Consider the following 25,559-nt stretch of genomic DNA (forward strand, 5'->3'; position numbering starts at 1 on the left):
AGAGTCGTCGCCATCACCCTCATCCGGCCGTCGTCGTATCAGAAAGGTGCGTCTCGATGACCGAGCATCATCATCTGCCGTCCGAACTCGAAGTTCCCTCCGAAGCCCCCGACCGCAACCTCGCCCTGGAACTGGTCCGGGTCACCGAAGCCGCGGCGATGGCCGCCGGCCGCTGGGTCGGGCGCGGCGACAAGAACGGCGCCGACGGTGCGGCCGTACGCGCCATGCGGACCCTCGTCTCCACCGTGTCGATGAACGGCGTCGTCGTCATCGGCGAGGGTGAGAAGGACGAGGCCCCGATGCTCTTCAACGGGGAGCGGGTCGGTGACGGGACCGGGCCCGAGTGCGACATCGCCGTCGACCCGATCGACGGGACCACGCTCACCGCCAAGGGCATGCCGAACGCGATCGCCGTGCTGGCCGCCGCCGATCGCGGGTCGATGTTCGACCCGTCCGCCGTCTTCTACATGGACAAGCTGGTCACCGGGCCCGAGGCGGCCGACTTCGTGGACATCGACGCGCCCGTGTCGGTGAACATCCGCCGGGTCGCCAAGGCGAAGCGGTCCACGCCGGAGGACGTGACCGTGGTCATCCTGGACCGGCCGCGGCACGAGGGGATCATCAAGGAGATCCGGGACGCCGGTGCGCGGATCAAGCTGATCTCGGACGGGGATGTCGCCGGGTCGATCTACGCGCTGCGCGAAGGTACCGGGGTCGACATGCTGCTCGGTATCGGCGGTACGCCGGAGGGGATCATCTCGGCCTGTGCCGTGAAGTGCCTCGGCGGCACGATCCAGGGCAAGTTGTGGCCCAAGGACGAGGAGGAGCGGCAGCGGGCGGTCGATGCGGGGCACGATCTGGACCGGGTGCTCATGACCGACGACCTGGTCTCCGGCGAGAACGTGTTCTTTGTCGCCACCGGGATCACCGACGGCGAGCTGCTGCGGGGGGTGCGGTACCGGTCGGAGAACGCGACGACCGACTCGATCGTGATGCGCTCGAAGTCGGGGACGGTGCGGAGGATCGACTCGGAGCACCGGTTGAGCAAGCTGCGGGCTTACAGCGCGATCGACTTCGACCGCGCCAAGTAGCCCGGGCTGGCCTGGCCAGGGGCTGTGGATCGTTCACGACTGCGGCCGCAGGCAGCGCGGGTGCGGCCTCAGGCAGCGCGGGTGCGGCCGCAGGCAGCGCGGGTGCGGCCTCAGGCAGCGCTGGCGGCAGCACGGGTGCGGGCAGCGCTGGCGCGGAGAGCGCTGGCGGTGTGTGTGGGTGGCTTGTCGCGTCTGCGTGGCGGGGACGCGATATCGATACTGACCCTCGTCCCGTCCCTGAACGTCGGCCGAGGCCCCGCAGCCAGAAGGGCGCCCCCGGTGCGGTGGGAGCGCCCTTCTTCTGTTGCTCAGCCTGCCTGCGCTATGCGGCCCGCCGCCCTCGCCGCCTTCTTCAGTTCCATGTCGCGGCGGCGCCTCCTGGCGAGGACCACGCGGCGTTCGGCGGCGGTGAGGCCGCCCCAGACGCCGTACGGCTCGGGTTGCAGGAGCGCGTGCTCGCGGCACTCGACCATGACGGGGCAGCGGGCGCACACGCGCTTGGCGGCCTCCTCGCGGGAGAGGCGGGCGGCGGTGGGCTCCTTGGAGGGTGCGAAGAACAGGCCGGCCTCGTCGCGCCGACACACCGCCTCGGTGTGCCAAGGGGCGTCTTGGTCCCTGTCCCGCACTGGCGCCCGCGGGGCCGGAGCGGCAGCTACCTGCAGGGACGAATGCGACGGTTGCAGCACGGTCTACTCCTGACGACGGCTTCGCGAGCGAGAGACGATGCAGCAAGGCCTACCCGCTGTGCGCGTGCCTATGCACTGTGTTCCGAACCGCTGGAATACGGCGCTTCGTGCGCGATGCCATGCGGCGCCGGAGACCGATCGAACTCCCTTGGACCAGGCCCCGGTTCACAACCGTCAACGATCCAAGCGTTTGCGCAAACTCTTGTCGACCTTGCGCTGGACCCGATCGAGGATGTCGGCAACCAGCTTGCCCCGCTTGGGCCTTGCCTCGATGTTGCCGAGGACCGCCCAGCCGTCGACGTAGACGACCGGCGCCCGCGGTTCCGTCGAATCGAGCGTGTCCACCTCGAAGTTGCCGAGGACACCGCCACCGGTGCCGCGCAGCGACACGTTCTCCGGGACGCGCACCTCGACGTTGCCGAAGACCGAGATGGCCCTGATGACGACCTGCTGATACTCGAAGAATGCCTCGCTGAGGTCTATCTCCACACTGCCGAAGATCGCGTACGCGTGGATACGGCGGCCCGCGCGCCAGCGGCCCTTGCGGACGGCGCTGCTGAAGACCGCGACCACGGTGTCATCGGGGTCGGCCGGTATGGCGCCGGCGGTGGGGCGGCTGGGGGCGGCGGCGGCCGGGGCCACCCGGCGCTGGTGGGCGGCGGGCAGGTCCTGGATGAAGGCGTCCAGTTCGCCCACGGTCTTGGCGGCCAGCACGCCCTCGACCCGCTCGGCGTGCTCGTCGGCGGTGAGGCGGCCCTCGGCGAGCGCCTCCCGCAGGATGTCCGCGACCCGGTCGCGGTCGGCGTCGGAGGCACGGAGCTCGGTGGCGGCAGCAGGCGCGGGTGGCACGGGCGCGGGCACGGTCGGCGCGGGCGGGGCGGGCACGGTGTGCTTCTGAAGGTCCACGACAGCAGCGTACCCAAACGCGATAGATCGCGACTACCCCGACTGAGGATTACCTCACAAGCTTCGCCCCCGACGCAGGTTCTACGCTGGTGGACGCTGCCGCTGGAGGTCAGCCGTCGCGTCTGTCGAGTGAGGAATGGGCGACATGCCTGAGTTCGCGTACACCGATCTGCTCCCCATGGGAGAGGACACCACCCCGTACCGGCTGGTGACCTCCGAGGGTGTCTCCACCTTCGAGGCCGACGGGCGCACCTTCCTCAAGGTCGAGCCGGAGGCGCTGCGCAAGCTCGCCGAGGAGGCCGTGCACGACATCCAGCACTATCTGCGGCCCGCCCACCTTGCCCAGCTGCGGCGCATCATCGACGACCCCGAGGCGTCGGGCAACGACAAGTTTGTGGCGCTGGACCTGCTGAAGAACGCGAACATCGCGGCGGCCGGCGTGCTGCCGATGTGCCAGGACACCGGCACGGCGATCGTCATGGGCAAACGCGGGCAGAACGTGCTGACCGAGGGCGGCGACGAAGCGGCCCTCAGCCGTGGCATCTACGACGCCTATCTGAACCTCAACCTGCGCTACTCCCAGATGGCCCCGCTCACCATGTGGGACGAGAAGAACACCGGGTCGAACCTGCCCGCGCAGATCGAGCTGTACGCCACCGACGGCGGCGCCTACAAGTTCCTGTTCATGGCGAAGGGCGGCGGCTCCGCCAACAAGTCGTTCCTGTACCAGGAGACCAAGGCCGTTCTGAACGAGGCCTCCATGATGAAGTTCCTGGAGGAGAAGATCCGTTCGCTGGGTACGGCCGCCTGTCCGCCGTACCACCTGGCGATCGTCGTCGGCGGTACGTCCGCCGAGTACGCGCTGAAGACCGCGAAGTACGCCTCCGCGCACTACCTGGACGAGATCCCGGCCGAGGGCTCGCCGCTCGGACACGGCTTCCGGGACAAGGAACTGGAGGAGAAGGTCTTCGAGCTGACGCAGAAGATCGGTATCGGCGCCCAGTTCGGCGGCAAGTACTTCTGCCACGACGTGCGCGTGGTGCGGCTGCCGCGGCATGGCGCGTCCTGCCCGGTCGCGATCGCCGTGTCCTGCTCCGCCGACCGGCAGGCCGTCGCGAAGATCACCGCCGAAGGTGTCTTCCTGGAGCAGCTGGAGACGGACCCGGCGCGGTTCCTGCCGGAGACGACGGACGCTGAGCTCAATAGCGGCTCTGCCGCGGGCCTGGATGAATCCTCGGACGTCGTGCGGATCGACCTCAACCAGCCGATGGAGTCGATCCTCGCCGAGCTGACCAAGTACCCGGTGAAGACCCGGCTCTCGCTCACCGGTCCGCTGGTCGTCGCTCGCGACATCGCGCACGCCAAGATCAAGGAGCGGCTGGACGCGGGCGAGGAGATGCCGCAGTACCTCAAGGACCACCCGGTGTACTACGCGGGTCCGGCCAAGACGCCGGAAGGGTACGCGTCGGGGTCCTTCGGTCCTACGACCGCCGGGCGCATGGATTCCTACGTCGAGCAGTTCCAGGCGGCGGGCGGCTCCAAGGTGATGCTGGCCAAGGGCAACCGGAGCAAGCAGGTCACGGACGCGTGTGACGCGCATGGCGGCTTCTATCTCGGGTCGATCGGCGGGCCCGCCGCCCGGCTCGCCCAGGACTGCATCAAGAAGGTCGAGGTCGTCGAGTACGAGGAACTCGGCATGGAGGCCGTCTGGAAGATCGAGGTCGAGGATTTCCCGGCGTTCATCGTCGTCGACGACAAGGGCAGCGACTTCTTCCAAGATCCCGCGCCCGCGCCGACGTTCACCTCCATCCCGGTGCGGGGCCCCGGGCTGGCGTAGTTCCTCGGGTGCGGCGGGGACACTTCTCGCCCCCGCCGCACCTACCCGTCCCATCCCCCAGGTGCTCCGCCCCTTCGCCCCCCGCCGGGACTCCGCCCCGGACCCCGATCGGCCCGAAGGGCCTCGTCCTCAAACGCCGGACGGGCTGACTGGTTCCGTGCCGCCGGGGCGGCCGGTGAGGTGTTTCGCCCCCGCCGCCCCTGCCCGGGAGGGGGTCAGGCACCGAGTCCGGAACATCGATGCTCTCCCGTTCGCTATAGCGGGTATGAGCGACTACCGCATCGAGCACGACTCCATGGGCGAGGTCCGTGTGCCCGCCGACGCCAAGTGGCGGGCACAGACTCAGCGCGCCGTCGAGAACTTCCCCATCTCCGGGCAGCGCATCGAGCGCGCGCACATCGAGGCGCTCGCGCAGATCAAGGGGGCCGCGGCGAAGGTCAACGCACGGCTGGGGGTGCTCGACAAGGACGTCGCCGAGGCGATCCAGGAGGCGGCCCGTGAGGTCGCCGAGGGGCGGTGGGACGAGCACTTCCCGGTCGACGTGTTCCAGACCGGCTCCGGGACCTCGTCCAACATGAACACCAACGAGGTCATCGCCACCCTGGCGAGTGAGCGGCTGGGCAAGAGCGTGCATCCGAACGACCACGTCAACGCCTCTCAGTCCTCCAACGACGTCTTTCCGTCCTCCATCCACATCGCCGCCACCGCCGCCGTCACCCGTGACCTCGTCCCCGCCCTCGAACACCTCGCGGCCTCCCTCACCCGCAAGTCGGAGGAGTTCGCGGACGTCGTGAAGTCGGGGCGGACGCATCTCATGGACGCCACGCCCGTGACGCTGGGTCAGGAGTTCGGGGGGTACGCCGCGCAGATCACGTACGGCGTGGAGCGGCTGTACGCCTCCCTCCCCCGCCTCGCCGAACTGCCCCTCGGCGGCACGGCCGTCGGCACCGGCATCAACACGCCGCCCGGTTTCTCCGCCGCCGTCATCGAGGAAGTCGCGCGGGCGACCGGGCTGCCGCTCACCGAGGCCCGCGACCATTTCGAGGCGCAGGGCGCGCGGGACGGGATCGTGGAGACGAGCGGGCAGCTGCGGACCATCGCCGTCGGCCTGACCAAGATCGCCAACGATCTGCGGTGGATGGCCTCCGGGCCCCGTACGGGGCTCGCCGAGATCTCCCTGCCCGACCTGCAGCCGGGGTCCTCGATCATGCCGGGCAAGGTCAACCCGGTCATTCCGGAAGCCGTCCTCATGGTCAGCGCCCAGGTCATCGGCAATGACGCCACGGTCGCCACCGCCGGGGCCGCCGGGAACTTCGAGCTGAACGTCATGCTGCCGGTCATCGCCAAGAACGTGCTTGAGTCGGTGCGACTGCTGGCCAACGCCTCGCGGCTGCTCGCCGACCGGACCGTGGACGGGATCGTCGCGCACCGGGAACGGGCGCGCGAGTACGCCGAGTCGTCGCCCTCCGTGGTCACCCCGCTGAACAAGTACATCGGGTACGAGGAGGCCGCCAAGGTCGCCAAGAAGGCGCTCGCGCAGCGGACGACGATCCGTCAGGTCGTGCTGGAGAGCGGGTATGTGGAGCGCGGCGATCTGACGGTGGAGCAACTCGACGAGGCGCTGGACGTCCTGCGCATGACGCACCCTTGACCAAGACCCACCCGTGACCATGACGCACCGGTGACCATGACGCACCCGTAACCAAAGGTTCCGCCCGCGTGAACCGTGACGCGCGCCGCAGCGTCGTATGCCTGTGACATCTAATATCTGTGCATGCCAGACGACGGAACGGTCAGACGAGTGGAAGCGGACGGTACGACGGCCTTCTGGGCGCCCGGGAGCCGGATTCTGTGGCGCTACCGGGAGAATGCCGGCGACCGCTTCCACATCGCCCGCCCCGTGACCGTCGTCCAGGACGACGCGGAGATCCTCGCCGTCTGGCTGGCGCCCGGCACCGAGTGCGTCCGGCCGGTGCTCGCCGACGGGACCCCCGTCCACGAGGAGCCGCTCCGGTCGCGCTACACCAAGCCGCGCACCGTGTCGCTGGACCGCTGGTTCGGTACGGGTGTGCTGAAGCTGGCGCGGCCGGGCGAGCCCTGGTCGGTGTGGCTGTTCTGGGAGCCGGGCTGGCAGTTCAAGAACTGGTACGTCAACCTCGAAGACCCGCTGGTGCGTTGGGACGGCGGGGTGGACTCCGAGGACCACTTCCTGGACATCTCCGTCCACCCGGACCGCAGTTGGCACTGGCGTGACGAGGACGAGTTCGCGCAGGCCCAGCGGGACGGCCTGATGGACGCCGAACTGGCCGAACGGGTGCGGGCGGCGGGCCGGGCGGCGGTCGAGTCGATCCGCGCCTGGGGGTCGCCTTTCTCGGACGGCTGGCAGCACTGGCGCCCGGATCCGTCCTGGGCTGTACCGTCACTGCCGGAGGACTGGGATCGTATGCCTGCGCACATGTCCACATGAGACCCTTGATGCGCCCCCGGGCCACAACCGTAGGATCATCCTCCGCAAGTGAATACAGCAGTTACAGCAGTAACTCCCGGCACATGAGCCGGGCCTGACCATACGTCACCGAGGGGCGGCAGGACGTGAGCGAGGGGTACGAGGGCAACACCGGTACGGACCACGGACGGTCCACCGGTGGCACAGGAACAGCCTTTCACCACGCGGGAATTCCGTTCCTGGGGCACGTATTCCGGGTATCGGCACTTCGGCGGGACGAACCGCGCGCACGGCGCATGGCCCAGTCGTCGCATTCCCGTCGTCCGCCCGAAGGGCGGGCCCTGCGGGCGGTGATGGGGTTTTCCCCGCGCGAGACGTGTTCGAGCGTGGGGAAGCGTGCGGCCGCGAGGCGGAGGAGGGAGTCATGGCCCAGCCGTGGCGACCGACGGCAACGCGGCGGATGCGTGGGCCGGCCGCCGCAGGGCAGGCGGGAATTTGGCGACTGGGCCATGGCCCCGGACGGACGGATTCGACACGCGTGACGGAGCAGCCGACCTCCTTCGAGCGCCCTGAGACCGGCGCCGGCCCCACGGACCCCCGCGGGGCGATCCTGCGTACCCCCGGCCCGGGGGCGCGCGCCTCCGCCTTACCGGCACAGGCCCGCACCGGCGAGACCCCGCCCGCGGGGACGCCCGTCGGTGACACGGAGCACTCCCAGCCCGCCGCCGTCGAGCCGGACACCCACCGCCCGCGGCCCGTTCCCGAGGGGGTCGCTGTTCAGGGCACCGAAGACGACAAGTCCCGCCAGGACCGCCGTACCGGACAGGCGGTGGCGCCGGGCCTGCCCACGCCGATGCGGCGGGACGGGGACCGGCTGCGCTTCGTCGGCGCCGCGACCCGGCGGATCGCCCGCGGTATCGACCTCGACGAGATCGTGATGGGGCTGTGCCGGGCGACCGTACCGACGTTCTCGGACGCGATCCTGGTCTATCTGCGCGACCCGCTGCCGGTCGGCGACGAGCGGCCCACCGGCCCGGTGGTGCTGCGGCTGCGCCGTACCGACCGGATCCCGGAGGAGCGGGACACCGAGGGCGGTTTCACACCCGCGCCGCAGGCCGAGCCGACGGATCTGACGCCGGCCAGCGCGGAGCTGTGCGAGGTGCGGCCCGGCGGCGCGCTGAACGAGGTGCTGCGCGGAGTGCGCCCGGTCTTCGCCGACGCCCCCGCCGCCCGCGCCGCGCTCCCCGAACTCCTCGGCGCCGACGTGGCCGTACCCGGCGGGCAGCGCGCCATCCTCGCCCCGCTGCGCGGGCGGCGCCGGGTCATCGGTGCCGCGCTGTTCCTGCGCCGCCCGGAACGCATGGCCTTCGAGCCCGACGACCTCCTCGTCGCCGCCCAGCTCGCCACGCACAGCGCGCTCGGCATCGACAAGGCGGTGCTGTACGGCCGTGAGGCGTACATCGCCGACGAGTTGCAGCGCACCATGCTGCCGGAGACGCTGCCGCGGCCCACCGGTGTGCGGCTGGCGTCCCGTTACCTGCCCGCCGCCGAGACCGCCCGCGTCGGCGGCGACTGGTACGACGCCATCCCGCTGCCGGGCAGCCGCGTGGCGCTGGTGGTGGGTGATGTCATGGGGCACTCGATGACGTCCGCCGCGATCATGGGCCAGCTGCGCACGACGGCGCAGACCCTCGCCGGGCTCGACCTGCCGCCGCAGGAGGTCCTGCACCACCTCGACGAGCAGGCCCAGCGCCTGGGCACCGACCGCATGGCGACCTGCCTGTACGCCGTCTACGACCCCGTGTCGCACCGCATCACCATCGCCAACGCCGGCCATCCGCCGCCCGTGCTGCTGCACCTCGGCGGCCGGGCGGAGGTACTGCGGGTGCCGCCGGGTGCGCCGATCGGGGTCGGCGGCGTCGATTTCGAGGCCGTAGAACTGGACGCGCCCGCGGGCGGGACCCTGCTCCTCTACACGGACGGTCTGGTCGAGTCCCGGCTGCGGGACGTGTGGACCGGCATAGAGCAGCTGCGCGAGAAGCTCGCCGCGACCGCGCAGCTGACGGGGGCCGACCATCCGCCGCCGCTGGAGGCGCTCTGCGACGAGGTGCTCGACATGCTCGGTCCCGGCGACCGGGACGACGACATCGCGCTGCTCGCCGCCCGCTTCGACGGGATCGCGCCCAGCGATGTCGCGTACTGGTTCCTGGAGCCGGAGGAGACGGCGCCCGGCAAGGCCCGGCGGCTGGCCCGGCGCGCGCTCGCCCGCTGGGACATGGAGGAGCTGACCGACTCGGTGGAGCTGCTGGTCAGCGAGGTCGTGACGAACGCGGTGCGCTATGCGTCCCGGCCGATCACGCTGCGGCTGCTGCGTACCGACGTACTGCGCTGCGAGGTCGGCGACGACGTACCGCAGCTGCCGCGGCTGCGGCAGGCGCGGGCCACGGACGAGGGCGGACGCGGGCTGTATCTGGTCAACCGGCTGGCCCGGCGCTGGGGAGCGACGCGGCTGAGCACGGGGAAGGTGGTCTGGTTCGAGCTGAACAGAGGGTGAGCAGAACAGAGGGCGAGCGCAACAGAGGGTGAGCAGCCGACTCCGCCGAGAATCGGGCTGAGCTTGGACATCGTCCAAATGTTGCCGACCTCCCGTCGGCGGAGTTGACTGACCTGCGTGAACGAAGCGACCTGACCGACTCCCCATGCACGACGGGAGGACGCTCGTGACGCAGGCACCCCAGCAGGTTCCGAACACCCAGGTTGCGTACACCACGAACAACGCCGGGATCCCGGTGGAGAGCGACGAGCACTCGCTGACCATCGGATCCAACGGCCCGGTCCTGCTCCAGGACCACTACCTCATCGAGAAGATGGCCCAGTTCAACCGGGAACGGATCCCGGAGCGCGTGGTGCACGCCAAGGGCAGTGGCGCGTACGGAACGTTCGAAGTGACCAACGACGTCAGCCAGTTCACCAAGGCCGACCTGTTCCAGCCGGGCAGGCGCACCGAGATGCTGGCGCGCTTCTCGACCGTCGCGGGCGAGACCGGCTCCCCCGACACCTGGCGCGACCCCCGCGGCTTCGCGCTGAAGTTCTACACCGAGTACGGCAACTACGACCTGGTCGGCAACAACACGCCGGTGTTCTTCGTCCGTGATCCCCAGAAGTTCCAGGACTTCATCCGCTCCCAGAAGCGCCGCCCCGACAACGGGCTGCGCGACAACAACATGCAGTGGGACTTCTGGACCCTCTCCCCCGAGTCCGCGCACATGGTGACGTGGCTGATGGGCGACCGGGGCATCCCGAAGACGTACCGCCACATGAACGGGTACTCCTCCCACACCTATATGTGGGTCAACGGCGGCGGCGAGAAGTTCTGGGTCAAGTACCACCTCAAGACCGACCAGGGCATCGACTTCCTCACCCAGGAGGAGGCCGACCGGCTCGCGGGCGAGGACGCCGACTGCCACCGCCGCGATCTGTTCCAGGCGATCGAGCGCGGCGACCACCCGTCCTGGACGGTCCATGTGCAGGTGATGCCGTTCGAGGACGCCGCCGACTACCGGTTCAACCCGTTCGACCTGACCAAGGTGTGGCCGCACGCCGACTACCCGCTGATCGAGGTCGGCCGGATGACCCTCGACCAGAACCCCGAGGACTACTTCATCCACGTCGAGCAGGCCGCCTTCGAGCCGTCCAACCTGGTGCCGGGCATCGGCCCGTCCCCGGACAAGATGCTGCTCGGCCGGCTCTTCTCGTACCCGGACACGCACCGCTACCGCATCGGCCCCAACTACGCCCAGCTACCGCCCAACCGACCCCGCTCACCGGTCAACTCGTACGCCAAGGACGGCCCGATGCGCTACGAAGCGGCCGGCACCGGCGCCCCGTACGCCCCCAACTCGTACGGCGGCCCGGCCGCCGCCGTCCAGCAGTTCGGCGACATCGCCGGCTGGCAGGCGGCGGGCGAGATGGTGCGCGAGGCATACAAGCTGCACCGCGAGGACGACGACTTCGGCCAGCCGCGCACCATGATCCGCCAGGTCCTCGACGACGCGGCCCGCGGACGGCTGGTCGCCAACGTCAGCGGGCATCTCAAGCAGGGGGTCACCCGCCCGGTGGTGGACCGTGCGGTGCGGTACTGGCGCAACATCGACAAGGAGACCGGGGACCGGATCGCCCAGGGGGTCGGCGGAGCCTGACGCACCCGGTCCCCTCTCGTGCCGCTACTGGCCGCTGTTCGGGTCGGGCGGGATCGCGGGAGTGCCGTCGTCCGCCGGCGGTGATGTCGTAGGCGTCTGGGTCGGTGTCTGAGTGGGTGTCTGTGTCGGGGTCTGCGTGGGCGTCTGCGTCGGGGTCTGCGACGGCGGGGCCTGGGTGGTCGGCGCCTCGGTTGTCGGAGCCTGGCTCGGCGTCTCGACCGGCTCCTCGGTCTGTGTCGGGGTCCAGGTCGGCTCGACCGCCGCGCCCTGGGTGGTGTCCAGGTCGAACTCGGCGTCCGTGTCCGTCACGCCGAACATGTACGCCGCCCAGATCTGCGCCGGGAACCCGCCGCCGTTGACCCTGCCCTTGCCCGGCAGGGTGCCCGTCGCGCCCTTCATGTCGACCTGCTTGCCGGTCTTGCGCTCCTCGCCGAACAGACCGATCGACGTGACCAGGTCCGGCGTGTAGCCGGTGAACCAGGCCGACCTGCCGAAGTCGGAGGTACCGGTCTTGCCGGCGACCTCCTGGCCGTCGCGGGCCGGGTTCTCGCGCACCGACGTGCGGGCCGTACCGTCGTCGACCACGCCGGTCAGCACCGACGTCACCGTGTCCGCCGCCTCACGGCTGATCACCTGCTCGCCGATCGGGTCCGGCATCTTGATCGTCCGGTCGTTCTGCTCGGCCGACGCGACGAGGGTCGGGGTGACCTTCTTGCCGTGGTTGTCGAGGGTGGCGTAGACCCCGGCCATCTCCAGCGGGCTGGCGCCCATGGTGCCCAGCGTCTGCGCGGCCACCGCCTCCTCGTCCTCGACGTTCATGCCGAGCCGGCCGGCGGTCTCCATCACCTTGTCCATGCCGACGTCGATGCCCATCTGCGCAAACACCGAGTTGATGGACTTGTTCATCGCGGTCTGCACGGTGACGTCGCCGTAGTCGACGTCGTCCTCGTTCGGCGGGGCGAAGCCGACCTTCTTGCCGTCGTCCTCGACCGGCCGCTTGCTCGTGCCGTCGTAGATCGTGTTCGCGGAGATCGTCGTACCGTCCTGCGTCTTGGCCTCGTTCTCCAGGGCGGCGGCGAGGATCACCGGCTTGAACGTCGACGCGGGCTGGTAGTCCGATCTGGTCGCGTTGGAGCGGTAGTGCTTGAAGTAGTCCTCGCCGCCGTACAGGGCGACGATCTTTCCCGTCTCGGGGTCGACGGAGACGCCACCGGCCTGGATGTTCCCGTCGACGGTGCGCTTCTCCGGGTCCAGCTTGCTGGTCAGCTGCGTCTGGGCGGCCTTCTCCAGCTGCGTCTGCTTCTTCTTGTCGATGTTCAGGGTGATGGTCCAGCCCTGCCCGTCGACTTGGGCCTCCGCTTCGGAGCGCGTGAGACCCTCCCGCTTCATCAGCTGGTTCTCCAGCTCCGTGTTGGCGAGATCGACCAGATACCCCTTCTGCCCCTCCCGGCCAGCGGCGGCCTTCGGCTCCTCGGGCACCGGGAACTTCATGTTCTGCCGCTTGCCGGCGTCCAGCCAGTCCATCTCGACCATGTTGTCCAGGACGTAGTTCCAGCGCGCCTGGACCAGTTCCTTGCCGGTTTCGGAGGCGACGGCCCAGTCGTACGTGCTCGGCGCCTGGAGCAGGGCGGCGAGGTACGCGCCCTGCTCGACCGTGAGGTCCTCGACGTCGACGCGGTAGTAGGCCTGCGCGGCGGCCTGGATGCCGTACGCGTTGCGGCCGAAGTAGCTGGTGTTGAGGTAGCCCGCGAGGATTTCGTCCTTGGACATCTGGCGGTCCACCTTCAAGGAGATGACGATCTCCTGCAGTTTGCGGGTGACCGTCTGTTCCTGGCTGAGGTAGTAGTTCTTGACGTACTGCTGGGTGATCGTCGAACCACCCTGGGCGCCCCTGCCGGCCAAGGTGTTGAACACACCGCGGGCCGTGCCCCTGAGGTCGATGCCGGAGTCCTTGTAGAACGTCTTGTTCTCCGCGGCGACGAAGGTGTTCCGGACGTCCTTGGGCACCTGGGCGATGTCCACGATCTCGCGGTTGACCTCGCCGTCGCGGGCCAGGACCGAGCCGTCGCTGTACTTGTAGACGTTGCTCTGCAACTTCGCGGCCTGCTCCGCCGCGTTGCCCTCGGGTATGTCGACGACCAGGTACAGCACGATGAAGCCGCCGATGCCGAGCAGACAGAAGCCGAAGAACGTGCCGAGGATCTTCCTCCACGTGAACATCCGGCGTATGAAGCTCTTGCCGTCGTTCTTCCCCGGCGCTCGTCGCGAGCGGCGCCTGGGCGCGGCGCGGTGGCCACCGCGCTGTCGCGCTCGTCTCTCTTCCGCTCGTCCCATGACTCCGTCTGCTCCGCTTCGGTCGTCAGCTGTCACACAGGTTTCAGGCTCCGGTCAGCTCAGAAAGCTAGCACCGCTGTATGTGACAAAGGGCGGGCGATCCGGTCCTTTACGGACGTGACACTCAGCACGTGCCACTCAGCACCCGCCCCATCAAAACCGACGCGCGGGAGGGCAGAAAGGTTGCTTCAGAAGCGTACGGGTGAACCACCTCGCACCTCACGCCACACGCCTCCCGCCACACGCCTCCCGCCGGGGCCCGACCGATCCCGCGTCGGGAACGGCCGCCCTCGCGCCAGTAGCGGAATCGTGACAATCGCCTTTCACCTGCACCGTCGTACGCCCCGTACCGATCTACACACTCGACGTATACACGCGAGGTATACGCCGTGTGTACAGTCCTCCCCATGTCCATCGGTCACACCCTCCTGGGGCTCCTGGAGTCCGGCCCGCGTCACGGCTACGACCTGAAGCGGGCCTTCGACGAGAAGTTCGGTCATGACCGGCCGCTGCACTACGGCCAGGTCTACTCGACGATGTCCCGGCTGCTGAAGAACGGTCTCGTCGAAGTCGACGGGATCGAGCCCGGCGGCGGTCCGGAACGCAAGCGGTACGCGATCACCGAGGCCGGCATCACCGACGTACAGCGGTGGCTGGCGACGCCGGAGAAGCCGGAGCCGTATCTGCAGTCGACCCTGTACACCAAGGTCGTTCTCGCGCTGCTGACGCACCGGAACGCCGCCGACATCCTCGACACACAGCGTTCCGAGCATCTGCGGATGATGCGGATCCTCACCGACCGGAAGAGGAAGGGGGACCTGGCCGACCAGCTGATCTGCGACCACGCCCTGTTCCATCTGGAGGCCGATCTGCGCTGGCTGGAACTGACCGCCGCGCGTCTGCACAAGCTCGCCGAGGCGGTGACCCGATGACCCCCGCAGGCTCCCTGCTCGTCGCGACCGGTCTGCGCAAGGCGTACGGTCCGACCACGGCGCTCGACGGCGCCGAGTTCTCCATCCACCCCGGCGAGGTCGTCGCCGTGATGGGCCCCTCTGGCTCCGGGAAGTCGACCTTGCTGCACTGCCTCGCGGGGATCGTGCCGCCGGACTCCGGGTCGATCCTCTACAACGGCCGTGAGATGGCCCGGATGAGCGATGCCGAGCGCAGTCAGCTGCGGCGCAGCGAGTTCGGGTTCGTGTTCCAGTTCGGGCAGTTGGTGCCGGAGCTGACCTGCGTCGAGAACGTCGCCCTGCCGCTGCGGCTGAGCGGGACGAACCGCAAGGAGGCCGAGCAGGCCGCCCTGTCCTGGATGGAGCGGCTGGAGGTCGACGACCTGCGCAAGAAGCGGCCCGGCGAGGTCTCCGGCGGTCAGGGGCAGCGCGTCGCCGTCGCCCGCTCGCTGGTGACCAACCCGTGCGTGCTGTTCGCCGACGAGCCGACCGGCGCACTGGACTCGCTCAACGGCGAGCGGGTGATGGAGCTGCTCACGGAGGCCGCCCGGTCCACCAACGCCGCCGTCGTGCTGGTCACGCACGAGGCTCGGGTGGCCGCGTACTCGGACCGCGAGATCGTCGTACGGGACGGCAAGTCCCGGGACATGGAGCGGGTCGTATGAACGTGCGGCACTGGACGAGGGACCTGGGCATGGGCGTCAGGTTCGCGTTCGCCGGGGGACGCGAGGGCTGGGTCCGGGTCCTGCTGACGGGTGTCGGCGTCGGGCTCGGGGTGGCGCTGCTGCTGCTGACGACGGCGCTCCCGAACGCGCTGAACGCCCGCAGCGGCCGGGAGGCGGCCCGGTCGGACATCAACTACGGCTCCGAGGAGATACCGAAGGGGGACGACACCCTGCTGCTCGCGGCCAGCGGTACGACCTTCCGGGACAAGGACATCCGCGGGCGTGACGTACAGCCCGAGGGCCCGAAGGCACCGCTGCCGCCGGGCGTCGAGAAGCTCCCTGCGGTCGGCGAGATGGTGGTCTCGCCCGCGCTGGAGAAACTGCTCGGCTCCGACGAGGGGAAGCTGCTGCGGGAGCGGCTGCCGCAGCAGATCGTCGGCACCATCGGTGACAGCGGTCTGATCGGCCCTGCCGAACTCACCTTCTACCGGGGCGGCGAGGGGCTCGCGGCGCAGCTCGACAGCGGCGGTGTGGTGCGGATCGAGAAGTTCGGGAACCAGGACTCCAGCTCGGATCCGCTGGATCCCGTCCTGCTCCTGCTGATCCTCGTCGTCTTCGTCGTACTGCTCATGCCCGTCGGTGTCTTCATCGCCGCGGCCGTACGGTTCGGCGGTGAGCGGCGGGACCGGCGGCTCGCGGCTCTGCGGCTGGTCGGCTCCGACAGCCGGATGACCAAGCGGGTGGCGGCGGGCGAGGCGCTCGCCGGGGCCGCGCTCGGGCTGCTCTTCGGTACCGGCTTCTTCCTGCTCGGCCGTGAGATCGCGGGCTCGCTGGAGCTGTTCGACGTCAGCGTCTTCCCGAGCTACCTCAACCCCTCGCCCGCGCTGGCCCTGCTGGTTGCCGTCGTGGTGCCGGCGGCCGGGGTGGTGGTCACACTGTTCGCGCTGCGGCGCGTGGTGATCGAGCCGCTCGGAGTGGTCCGTACGGCGAAGCCCGCGCGGCGCCGGCTGTGGTGGCGGCTGCTGCTGCCGCTGGCCGGGCTCGCGATGCTCTACCCGATGTTCGGCCAGGGCCGCGACGACGGCGACTTCAACCAGTACCTCGTCGTCGGCGGTGTGATGCTGCTGCTCGTCGGCGTGACCGTGCTGCTGCCGTGGATCGTCGAGACGGTCGTCGCCCGGCTCGGCTCGGGCGGCATCGCCTGGCAACTGGCCGTGCGCAGGCTCCAGTTGAGCAGCGGCACGGCAGCCCGCATGGTCAACGGCATCGCGGTCGCGGTGGCCGGGGCGATCGCGCTGCAGATGCTGTTCACCGGCATCGACGACGACTACACCAGGCCGACGGGCAAGGACGTCACCCGGGCGCAGATGCAGGTGAACGTGCCGGACGGGGTGCCCCTCGCGCAGTCCGCGGCGAAGTTCCGGGACACCGACGGGGTGCGCGGGGTCTACGCGTACGACGAGGCATACGTCAGTGAGAAGCCCATGGACGCCGAGCTCAGCTCCCAGGTCACCGTGGGCGACTGCGCCGCGCTGCGCGAGGTGACGCGCCTGCCCTCGTGCCGTGACGGGGACGTGTTCGCCGTACAGGGCGCCGAGGACGACGCGAACACGGAGACGCTGGCGAAGCCCGGGGGCACGGTGTACTTCGACTCGGGATACACGGACGGGCCCGAGACCACGCCGCTGGCCTGGACCCTGCCGCCGACGGTGAAGAAGGCTCAGGCGCGGGTCGACATGACCGGCTGGAAGCGGGGCGGCCTCATGGTCACCCCCAAGGCGCTGCCCGCGGGCACCGTGCCCGGCATGAACGGCCAGATCTACCTCAGCCTCGACGAGTCCGTGCCGGACGTACGCGATCTGGTACGGAACACGGCGGCCACGATCGACCCGGTCAACGAACCGATGACATGGTCCTCCACCGCTCGGTCCGAGCGCTACGACTCCATCCGCACCGGCCTGTTCGTCGGCGCCGCCTGTGTCCTGGCGCTGATCGGCGCGAGCCTGCTGGTGTCGCAGCTGGAGCAGTTGCGGGAGCGCAAGAAGCTGCTGTCGTCGCTGGTCGCCTTCGGCACCCGGCGCCGCACGCTGAGCCTGTCGGTGCTGTGGCAGACGGCGATCCCGGTCGCCATCGGTCTGCTGCTGGCCTCGGTGGTCGGTCTGACGCTGGGCGCGGTGCTGCTCAGGATGTCGGACGCCCCGATCACCGTGGACTGGGCGAGCGTGGCGACGATGGCCGGCAGCGGCGCGGCGGTCGTCCTCGCCGTCACCCTGCTCAGCCTGCCGCCGCTGCTGCGGCTGATGCGGCCGGACGGGCTGCGCACGGAGTGACTCAGCCACCGCCAGGGGGCTCTGCCCCCTGGACCCCCGCTCCTCAAACTCCCCCAGAGGGGGACCCCCAAGGGGCTGATTTTCCCAGCCCCGTCCGGCGCCTGAGGATGCCGGTCCGGGCAATTCAGCCCGTCCGGCGTTTGAGGACGAGGCCGTTCAGGCCGAAGCGGGGGGTCTGGGGGCGGCAGGCAGCCCCCAGGGTTGGGACGGGTAGGGGCGGCGGGGGCGAACACCCTTCCCCGGACTACGACGGTGCCGCGTCCGACGGCGGAGGCGGCTGTACCGGCGCCACATCCAGTGCGGTGGCTCCCCTCGGCCGCGGGGACTGCACGAGCGCCGCCTCCTGGGAGTACGACTTCAGATAGCTGACCACCGTGTTCGTCACCGCCACCAGCGGCACCGCGACGATCGCACCGCCGATCCCCGCGACCAGCCCACCCGCCGCCACCGACAGCACCACGGCCAGCGGATGGACCCGGACCGCCCGCCCGAGGATGAACGGCTGGAGGATGTGGCCCTCGATCTGCTGGACCGCGAGCACCACCGCAAGCGTCATCACCGCGGTGAAGACGCCCTGCGTCACCAGCGCCACCACGACCGCCAGAGCGCCCGAGGCCACCGCGCCCACCAGCGGGATGAAGGAGAACAGGAAGATGAAGACGGCCAGGGGTACGGCCATCGGCACGTCCAGGAAGTAGATGCCGATGCCGATGAAGACGGCGTCGATCAGGGCCACCAGCACCGTGCCGCGGACGTACGCCGTGAGCGTCCGCCACGCGGCCGGGCCGGCCCCGGCGACACCGGGACGGGCGGCAGCCGGCACGAGCTTCAGCGACCACTCCCAGATGCGCTTGCCGTCGTAGAGGAGGAACAGCGTCGAGAAGCCCGCCAGCAGGATGCCGGTGAGCCCCTCGACGATGACCGTCACGCCTTCCAGGCCCGCGGAGGTGATTTCGTCCGCGTTGTCGCCGACCGCGTCCCGCAGGTTCTCGGCGATGTCGTTGATCTGCTGGTCGGTGACGTGGAACGGGCTGTCGAGCAGCCACTGGCGCAGATCCTCGATACCGTCCTGGATCTCGTCGGAGAGGTTGTCGATGTTCTCCATGACCTGCCAGGTCACGAACCAGCCCATCAGCCCCATCACGACGAAGCCGAGGATCACGGTGAGCGCGGTGGCGATGCCGCGCGGCACTCCGTACCGCCGCAGCCGGGTCACCGCGGGCTCCAGCAGCGCGGTGATCAGCAGCGCGGCGACGAAGGACAGCACGACCAGTTGGACCGCGCTGATGACCTGCGTCAGCACCCACAGCGTGCCCGCGAGGACCAGCAGCCGCCAGCCGGCCTCGGCGGCGACCCGGATGCCCCACGGCACGGCGAGCGCGGGGTCGGGGCGGTCGGGGCGGTCGGAGCGGGACGCGGTCTCCGGGGGGTAGTCGGGCGGCGGCGGGACCTTCTCGGAAACCTTCTCGGGGGTCTTGTCCGGGGTCTTGTCCGCGGTGTTGTCCGCGGTGTTGTCCGCGGTCTTGTCCCGCTTCTCAGCGGCGGCCGGGGCGGACACCGGCCCGACATCGGCCCGCTCCACCTCGGCGCGGCGCTTGTCCAACCGCTCTCCCATTTCGGTCAGTCCGGCGCCCAGCCGGCTGAGCCACCCTGGCACTCGCGACATGATCCGTCCCTTGCCCCCGTCTGTCCCCACCACTCCCCCACAGCCGTCATGTCCGACCGTACATGTCGAGTGCCGAAAGCCCCTCACCGTAGGACGGTGAGGGGCTCGGAAAGGTTGAGCGAACGGCTGCTCAGTACCAGTTGTTGGCCTGCCAGAAGGCCCACGCGTCGCACGGGCTGCCGTAGCGGTCGTTCATGTAGCTGAGGCCCCACTTGATCTGTGTGGCCGGGTTGGTCTGCCAGTCGGAGCCGGCGGACGACATCTTGGAGCCGGGCAGGGCCTGGAAGAGGCCGTAGGCGCCGGAGGAGGGGTTGACGGCCTGGTAGTTCCAGCTGGACTCGTGGTCCACGATGTTGCTGAAGCACTGGTACTGGTCGCTCGCCACCATCGACTGCGCCATCGACTGGATCTCCGCGATGGTGTATGAGCTCTGGGGGGCGAAGTCGGAGGCATCGCGCGTGGCGCTGCGGCTGGCCGCCGCCTCCGCCTCTTCGCGCTCCTTGGCCTCCTGCGCCGCCTTCTCGGCGGCTTCCTTCTTCTCGACCGCGGACTGGGCGGCAGCCTTGCGGGCGGCCTCCTCGGCGTCCTTCTTGGCGGTCGCGTCCGCGGCGATGGCCTGGGTCTCGGCCTGCTGAGTGAGGGACGCGGTCTGGACCTGGGCCTGCTGGCCCGCGGGTATGTCCGCGAGCAGCGTCAGGTCGGCTGCCGCCGCTTCGGCGTCGTTGTCCTGTGCGGTGCTCCCCGAGGCAACGCCGACGACACTTCCGACAGCGGTGACCGCGGTGGCCGAGGCCACTGCGAATCCCCGGACCGAAATCCGGCTCACACGGTTTCCTTCCAGCATCGCCCGCTTCGGTGACCCTGGCGGACGCAATCGTGCCCCTGAACGCTGGCCTCCCCACTGCGCGGTCACGGGAGGCACGGGCCCGGTGGGCAACTCCCGCGAGGGGAGCGCCGCGTGGTGCTCGGGCGGCATACGACGTCGACTATGGAGTTGGCTCTGATCCTGCTGTGGTGCCGTACCTCCCCCACTACCAAAAGTGTGGGGGTACCCCCAGGGGTACAGGTGTGTCGTATGCGGGGCCTGACAGGAGTGAGACTCTGCCGCAACCCGACGCCGGGTGGCAATTCCGAGTTGCGTGTGAAAGCTCACATCCCGTTTGCCCCGGTGGATTTTGAGAAACCGCAACACACGACGGCGCCGCCCAACTAGGCTCTAGACCTTTGCTGGACGGCGCCAACCACCGAGTAACCGGCCCTAATTGGGCATCGGTCGACAGATTCCTCAGACCACCCCGTCTTCGAGCATTTCGGTCACAAGTGCAGCGATCTGGGACCTCTCGGACCGCGTGAGCGTGACATGCGCGAAGAGCGGGTGCCCCTTCAGCTTCTCGACGACGGCGACGACACCGTCGTACCGGCCGACGCGCAGATTGTCCCGCTGGGCCACGTCATGGGTGAGAACCACCCGTGAATTGGCGCCGATTCGGGACAGGACGGTCAGCAGTACGTTCCGCTCCAGGGACTGCGCCTCGTCCACGATCACGAACGCGTCGTGCAGCGAGCGTCCGCGGATGTGGGTGAGCGGCAGGACCTCCAGCATCCCGCGCGAGCTGACCTCCTCGATGACCTCGCGGCTGGTGACCGCGGACAGCGTGTCGAAGACCGCCTGGGCCCAGGGGCTCATCTTCTCGGCCTCGGAACCGGGCAGATAGCCGAGTTCCTGCCCGCCCACCGCGTACAGCGGACGGAAGACCATGATCTTCTCGTGCTGACGGCGCTCCAGGACCGCTTCCAGACCCGCGCACAGCGCCAGCGCCGACTTGCCGGTGCCGGCCCGGCCGCCCATCGAGACGATCCCGACGTCCGGGTCGAGGAGCAGATCCAGCGCGATCCGCTGCTCCGCACTCCTGCCCTTGATGCCGAACGCCTCACGATCCCCGCGCACCAGCCGGACGTTGCCTTCGGGCGACATCCGCCCCAGGGCCTTCCCGCGCTCGGACTGAATGGTCAGCCCGGTGTGCACGGGCAGGCCGGACGCCTCGGGAACGTGGACCGTCCCCTCCTCGAAGAGGATGTCCACCTGTTCGCCCGGAAGGGTCAGTTCGGACATTCCGGTCCAGCCGGAGGAGTCCGTGATGGCGAGTTCGGCGCGGTACTCCTCGGCGAGGAGGCCGACCGAGGACGCCTTGATCCTGAGCGGCAGGTCCTTCGACACGACGGTGACGTCGAACCCCTCGGCCTGCAGGTTGCGGGCGACCGCGAGGATGCGGGAGTCGTTGTCCCCCAAGCGGTAGCCGGTCGGCAGAACGCTGGGGTCCGAGTGGTTGAGCTCGACACGGACGGTGCCGCCGAGGTCCCCGATCGGGATGGGGGCGTCAAGACGGCCGTACCGCACCCGGAAGTCGTCCAGCAGGCGCAGCGCCTGCCGGGCGAAGTAGCCGAGTTCGGGATGGTGCCGTTTGGCCTCCAACTCCGTCACCACGACGATCGGGAGCACGACTTCGTGCTCGTCGAAGCGGTTCAGGGCGTTCGGGTCGGCCAGCAGGACGCTGGTGTCGAGAACATAGGTGCGCCGGTCGGGCTTGTGGCGCTTTGTGCTGGTCACCACGGAAGGACGTACCCCCTCGGAAGAGGTCGGGGAGCGACGGAGAGGAGCTGGACCGGTCGACGGCGCCGATGCACGGGCCGAGAACCGGCCCTCCGCTGCTTCGTCCGCGCGGTGAACGCACGATCGGGCTGGTGCAAAGGGCCTCCCGGGCGGACGGCCCCGTGCCGTCCGCTGAGATCCGACACCCGTGGTTCGGGTGTCGACCTGTCTGGCTTATGCCCTCGAACGCGCGATGCCATGCCACGGCATATGACGGCGCGCTGGTGAACTCATCGTTACGTCCGGTTACTCCCGCCCCGGAGAGCGTGGCTTCCCTCGTCCGCGGCTTTCCTCGTCCGGGGGTACGGCGGTTCAGCCTCGGTAACGGCGGTTCAGCCTCCGCAACGGCGGTTCAGCCTCCGCAACGGCGGTTCAGCCTCCGCAACGGCGGTTCAGCCTCCGTAACGGCGGTGCCGCGCCGCGTAGTCGCGCAGGGCGCGCAGGAAGTCGACCTTACGGAAGGCCGGCCAGAAGACCTCACAGAAGTAGTACTCGGAGTGGGCCGTCTGCCAGAGCATGAAACCGGACAGCCGCTGCTCGCCGCTGGTGCGGATGACGAGGTCCGGGTCGGGCTGGGCGCCGGTGTAGAGATGCCGGCTGATGGTCTCGACATCGACGGTGTCGGCCAGCTCCTCCAGCGAGGTGCCCTTGTCGGAGGCGTCCAGCAGCATCGAGCGCACGGCGTCGGCGATCTCCTGGCGGCCGCCGTAGCCGATGGCGACGTTGACGACTATGCCGTCGATGCCCGCCGTGGCCTCCTCGGCCTCCTTGAGGGTGGTCTGCATCTGCTGCGGCAGCAGGTCGAGCGTGCCGACGTGGTGGACACGCCAGCGGCCGTCGGCGGCGAGGGTGCGTACGACGTCCTCGATGATGCCGAGGAGCGGGACGAGTTCGTCCTGCGGGCGGTCGAAGTTGTCCGTCGACAGCAGCCAGAGGGTGACGACCTCGACGTCCGTCTCGGAGCACCAGCCGAGGAATTCCTCGATCTTCTCGGCGCCGGCCCGGTGACCGTGCACGGTGGTGGAGCCCGCCGCCTTCGCCCAGCGCCGGTTGCCGTCCATGATGACGCCGATGTGCTTGGGCACCTGAGCGTGGTCCAGGTGGCCTTCCACCCGGCGTGCGTACAGCCTGACGAGCAGGCTGCGCAGCTTGTCGCGCAGGTTCACGTGAATGTCAGCCCCTCCGTGCGGATGCGGTCCCCGCGGAGCGAGGGTACCGCCGTGGGCGTCGAGGGCCATATTCCGGGGGCGGTTCGCCGGTCCGGGGGCGGTTCGCCGGTCCGGGGGCGGTTCGCCGGTCCGGGGGCGGTTCGCCGGTCCGGCATACAAAAAACGGGCCGGTCCGTGGGGGGGAGACGGACCGGCCCGAGGGGGGGCTTCCACCATAACCCTTCGTAAGTGATGCTGGGTGCATCGGCGTGCCACAACTACTCTCCGGAGTCGGCCGACGACGGCACGATGGCCGCAAAAGGCCTCGTTCCGGGCGGGCTCATGGCCGAATCACGGCGATGCGGGCAACCCCGGGAGTGACCGCGCTTCCCCCGGGTGGGTGACCCCGTCAGCGAACGTCCGCTTGACGTGCGCGGTACCGCGCAGCCCCCTCCTCTGCGCGGTACCGCCCGCGCAGCTTTGCTTGCGCGAATTTCCTTGGTCTGAACTTACGTCAAGTGTCGACCGAACGCGAGTCACCTGCGATAACAATGTGGAAACTGTGCACGATCCGTGGAAGTGAAGGAGGAATCTCCAGCAAGGCACCAATAGACCGATTTGCACCTGCTTGGACGCCCTGGTTCTCCTGCATAGCGGACAGCTTCCGTCCTACTACAGCCCTGCCGTCGTCCCATGCCCCTGAGGATCAGCTGGGACGACGCGAGCGCACGCCGACTGGAACGGCAATTCCTGGCCAACCCTGCGAAGGCGGGTGGAGACATGGCCGCCGTGGGCCCCTCCACGCCCCGGACGGACGTGCGGGCCGCCCCTCCGGGAGGACCGCTCCAGGGGCGGTGAGGGCGGGCCCGCACGCGTAGTGCCTCAGCCCGGCCTGCGCAGCTCGAAGAGGTGGCGGGCGCTGTGGGCGACGAAGGGGCCGTCTGCCTCGATCTCGGCGTGCAGGGCGCGGAGCCGGGACTCGTACGCCTCGACGGTGAAGTCGGGCACCATCCAGATCACCTTGCGCAGGAAATGGACGACCGCACCGATGTCGTAGAACTCCATACGGAGCCGTTCCGCACGTACGTCGACGACTTCGAGACCTGCGGCCTGGGCGTCCGCGCGCTCGCGGTCGGGATGACGGCCGCTGCGCTGCTCCTCCGGCTGCGGCCCGAGGAAGTACTCGACCAGCTCGAAGACGCTGCTGGGCCCGACGTGTTGGGCGAAGTAGGTGCCACCGGGGCGGAGGACGCGGGCGATCTCCGGCCAGTCGGGGCGTACGGGGTGCCGGCTGACGACCAGGTCGAACGTCCCGTCCGCGAAGGGGAGCGCGGCGTCCTCGGGCGAGGCGACGACGGCGACCCCGCGGGGGCGGAGGAGGGCGGTGGCCCTGGCGAGATTGGGGGGCCAGCCCTCGGTGGCGACGGTGAGGAGGGGTGAAGTGGGCTGCTGTGCCGACTCGGCGCGCTCCATCCGCCCCAGGGCGAAGTCGAGAACCTCTCCGCCGCCGGTCTGGATGTCGAGCACGGCGGTCGTGCCGCGGAGGCGGGCGGCCATGGACTCCGCGTAACGCCATGAGGGCCGGGCCTCCGTGGCCCTGCTCTCGAACCACGAGAAGTCCCAGCCGTCGGTGGGGTGGGACACGGCTTCTGCGACGAGGGCTTCGTACGTTTCGCAGGTGCGGGAAGCACCGGGCACCCGTCGGCTCACGGAACCAGGGGCCGTACTTCTTCGGCCGCGAACCGTACGAACCCCTCCGGGTCGGGTTCGTCGCCGGTCGGCTGCAGTACGACCGTGTCGGCGCCGGCGTCGGCCAGGCGCTGGACGGCCTTGGCGACGGCTGAGGCGTCTCCGGCGACACCGAGGTCCTGGACTGATGCGAGGCCTTCGGCGACGAGCTCGGCACGCAGCCGTGCGGCGGCGCCGGGACCGGTGGCGGCGAGGAGATAGACGACGACCTTGTGCGGTTCGGTACGACCGGCCGACTCCCGCCCTTCGTCGATGAGCTGCCGGGCACGCCGGACACCGTCGGGCGGCGTACCCGCGGTGAGGATGGTCCCGTCGGCCGCCTCACCGGCCAGCCGCAGCGAGCGGGGCCCGGTGGCACCGGCGAGGACGGGCGGCGCGGGATCGGCAGGGGGCCAGTCGAGCGCTACGTCGTCGAGCTTGACGTACCGCCCCTCGGTCGTGATCCGCTCGCCGCGCAACAGGGCACGCAGGGCGTGAAGATGCTCGCGCAGCAGGGTCACGGGTGACTCGACCCGGGCCCCCACCTGCCCCATCCACTCCTGCACGCCGTGCCCGACGCCGACGACGGGACGCCCGGGGAACATCCGGTGCAGGGAGGCGACCTCCATCGCGGTGATGGCCACGTTCCGCAGCGGCACGGGCAGCAGCCCGACACCGACGCGCACCCGCTCGGTCCAGGCGAGAGCAGCGGCCGCGGTCGACAGTCCCCCCTCGCGGAAGCAGTCCTCCCACAGCCAGAGCTCTTCAAGTCCCGTCTCGTCCGCGATCCAGGCGAGTTCCCGCAGTCGCTCGGGCGGCAGTTGTGGCCGGAACACGGCACCGAGTCCAGTCGTCATACGGGCCTTCCTACCCGGGTCGCGACGCGGCGTACAACATCTTTTCCACGCGCGCACAGCGGTGTG

Annotated in this window: 18 protein-coding genes; 9 read left to right on the plus strand and 9 right to left on the minus strand. The window is 69.7% G+C overall.

Going from position 1 to position 25,559, the window contains the following annotated elements:
* Nucleotides 1-56 precede the first annotated feature (56 nt).
* Entirely contained in the window at nucleotides 57-1,091 is a 1,035-nt protein-coding gene (glpX, locus tag GFH49_RS22115) for a class II fructose-bisphosphatase (protein ID WP_155057841.1), read from the plus strand.
* A 308-nt stretch (nucleotides 1,092-1,399) separates the two neighbouring features.
* Here glpX and GFH49_RS22120 read toward each other — a convergent pair whose 3' ends face one another.
* Both GFH49_RS22120 and GFH49_RS22125 read right to left on the minus strand, forming a co-directional pair.
* Entirely contained in the window at nucleotides 1,400-1,777 is a 378-nt protein-coding gene (locus GFH49_RS22120) for a WhiB family transcriptional regulator (RefSeq protein WP_155057842.1), read from the minus strand.
* 174 nt (nucleotides 1,778-1,951) lie between these two features.
* The gene (locus tag GFH49_RS22125; protein WP_155057843.1) at nucleotides 1,952-2,683 is read right to left on the minus strand and encodes a DUF1707 SHOCT-like domain-containing protein; all 732 of its coding nucleotides are present in this window, start codon (nucleotides 2,681-2,683) and stop codon (nucleotides 1,952-1,954) included.
* 145 nt (nucleotides 2,684-2,828) lie between these two features.
* On the opposite strand from GFH49_RS22125, the gene GFH49_RS22130 reads away from it, so the two are divergent.
* From GFH49_RS22130 to GFH49_RS22150, 5 genes are all read left to right on the plus strand, one after another.
* On the plus strand, nucleotides 2,829-4,520 hold the full coding sequence (locus tag GFH49_RS22130) for a fumarate hydratase (RefSeq protein WP_196218084.1): 1,692 nt from the start codon (nucleotides 2,829-2,831) through the stop codon (nucleotides 4,518-4,520).
* A 265-nt stretch (nucleotides 4,521-4,785) separates the two neighbouring features.
* Nucleotides 4,786-6,171, plus strand: coding sequence for a class II fumarate hydratase (locus GFH49_RS22135; RefSeq protein WP_155057845.1), 1,386 nt, complete (start codon nucleotides 4,786-4,788; stop codon nucleotides 6,169-6,171).
* A 123-nt stretch (nucleotides 6,172-6,294) separates the two neighbouring features.
* Nucleotides 6,295-6,987 carry a cytidylyl-2-hydroxypropylphosphonate hydrolase gene (gene fomD / locus GFH49_RS22140; protein ID WP_196218085.1) on the plus strand — a complete coding sequence of 231 codons (693 nt, stop codon included), beginning with the start codon at nucleotides 6,295-6,297 and terminating at the stop codon, nucleotides 6,985-6,987.
* 517 nt (nucleotides 6,988-7,504) lie between these two features.
* Nucleotides 7,505-9,520 carry an ATP-binding SpoIIE family protein phosphatase gene (locus tag GFH49_RS22145; protein WP_155057846.1) on the plus strand — a complete coding sequence of 672 codons (2,016 nt, stop codon included), beginning with the start codon at nucleotides 7,505-7,507 and terminating at the stop codon, nucleotides 9,518-9,520.
* A gap of 166 nt (nucleotides 9,521-9,686) precedes the next feature.
* The gene (locus tag GFH49_RS22150) at nucleotides 9,687-11,165 is read left to right on the plus strand and encodes a catalase (RefSeq protein WP_155057847.1); all 1,479 of its coding nucleotides are present in this window, start codon (nucleotides 9,687-9,689) and stop codon (nucleotides 11,163-11,165) included.
* A gap of 24 nt (nucleotides 11,166-11,189) precedes the next feature.
* Here GFH49_RS22150 and GFH49_RS22155 read toward each other — a convergent pair whose 3' ends face one another.
* On the minus strand, nucleotides 11,190-13,499 hold the full coding sequence (locus tag GFH49_RS22155) for a transglycosylase domain-containing protein (RefSeq protein WP_155057848.1): 2,310 nt from the start codon (nucleotides 13,497-13,499) through the stop codon (nucleotides 11,190-11,192).
* A gap of 407 nt (nucleotides 13,500-13,906) precedes the next feature.
* Between GFH49_RS22155 and GFH49_RS22160 the strand changes: the two genes are divergently transcribed.
* Genes GFH49_RS22160 through GFH49_RS22170 form a run of 3 tightly spaced genes read left to right on the plus strand, consistent with a single transcriptional unit; the run spans nucleotide 13,907 to nucleotide 17,444 of the window.
* Complete coding sequence (locus GFH49_RS22160; protein ID WP_155057849.1) at nucleotides 13,907-14,431, plus strand: PadR family transcriptional regulator; 525 nt, start codon at nucleotides 13,907-13,909, stop codon at nucleotides 14,429-14,431.
* Nucleotides 14,428-15,114 carry an ABC transporter ATP-binding protein gene (locus GFH49_RS22165; RefSeq protein WP_155057850.1) on the plus strand — a complete coding sequence of 229 codons (687 nt, stop codon included), beginning with the start codon at nucleotides 14,428-14,430 and terminating at the stop codon, nucleotides 15,112-15,114. The genes GFH49_RS22160 and GFH49_RS22165 overlap by 4 nt, the downstream gene beginning before the upstream one ends.
* Nucleotides 15,111-17,444 (plus strand): ABC transporter permease, encoded by a 2,334-nt coding sequence (locus GFH49_RS22170; protein WP_155057851.1) that lies wholly within the window; start codon nucleotides 15,111-15,113, stop codon nucleotides 17,442-17,444. Before GFH49_RS22165 ends, GFH49_RS22170 begins: the two co-directional genes overlap by 4 nt.
* Nucleotides 17,445-17,688: 244 nt before the next feature.
* Here GFH49_RS22170 and GFH49_RS22175 read toward each other — a convergent pair whose 3' ends face one another.
* The 6 genes from GFH49_RS22175 to GFH49_RS22200 form a co-directional block, all read right to left on the minus strand.
* Complete coding sequence (locus GFH49_RS22175) at nucleotides 17,689-19,110, minus strand: AI-2E family transporter (RefSeq protein ID WP_155057852.1); 1,422 nt, start codon at nucleotides 19,108-19,110, stop codon at nucleotides 17,689-17,691.
* Between the two features lie 130 nt (nucleotides 19,111-19,240).
* On the minus strand, nucleotides 19,241-19,936 hold the full coding sequence (locus GFH49_RS22180) for an aggregation-promoting factor C-terminal-like domain-containing protein (RefSeq protein WP_196218086.1): 696 nt from the start codon (nucleotides 19,934-19,936) through the stop codon (nucleotides 19,241-19,243).
* A 459-nt stretch (nucleotides 19,937-20,395) separates the two neighbouring features.
* Entirely contained in the window at nucleotides 20,396-21,721 is a 1,326-nt protein-coding gene (gene phoH2 / locus GFH49_RS22185; RefSeq protein WP_155057854.1) for an RNA 5'-3' helicase PhoH2, read from the minus strand.
* Between the two features lie 431 nt (nucleotides 21,722-22,152).
* Entirely contained in the window at nucleotides 22,153-22,926 is a 774-nt protein-coding gene (locus GFH49_RS22190) for an isoprenyl transferase (protein ID WP_155057855.1), read from the minus strand.
* An 864-nt stretch (nucleotides 22,927-23,790) separates the two neighbouring features.
* Nucleotides 23,791-24,606, minus strand: coding sequence for a class I SAM-dependent methyltransferase (locus tag GFH49_RS22195; protein WP_155057879.1), 816 nt, complete (start codon nucleotides 24,604-24,606; stop codon nucleotides 23,791-23,793).
* 8 nt (nucleotides 24,607-24,614) lie between these two features.
* Complete coding sequence (locus GFH49_RS22200) at nucleotides 24,615-25,493, minus strand: LLM class flavin-dependent oxidoreductase (protein WP_155057856.1); 879 nt, start codon at nucleotides 25,491-25,493, stop codon at nucleotides 24,615-24,617.
* Between the last annotated feature and the right edge of the window lie 66 nt (nucleotides 25,494-25,559).

It is taken from the genome of Streptomyces blattellae, from assembly GCF_009709555.1.
GTDB classification, from domain to species: Bacteria; Actinomycetota; Actinomycetes; order Streptomycetales; family Streptomycetaceae; genus Streptomyces; species Streptomyces blattellae.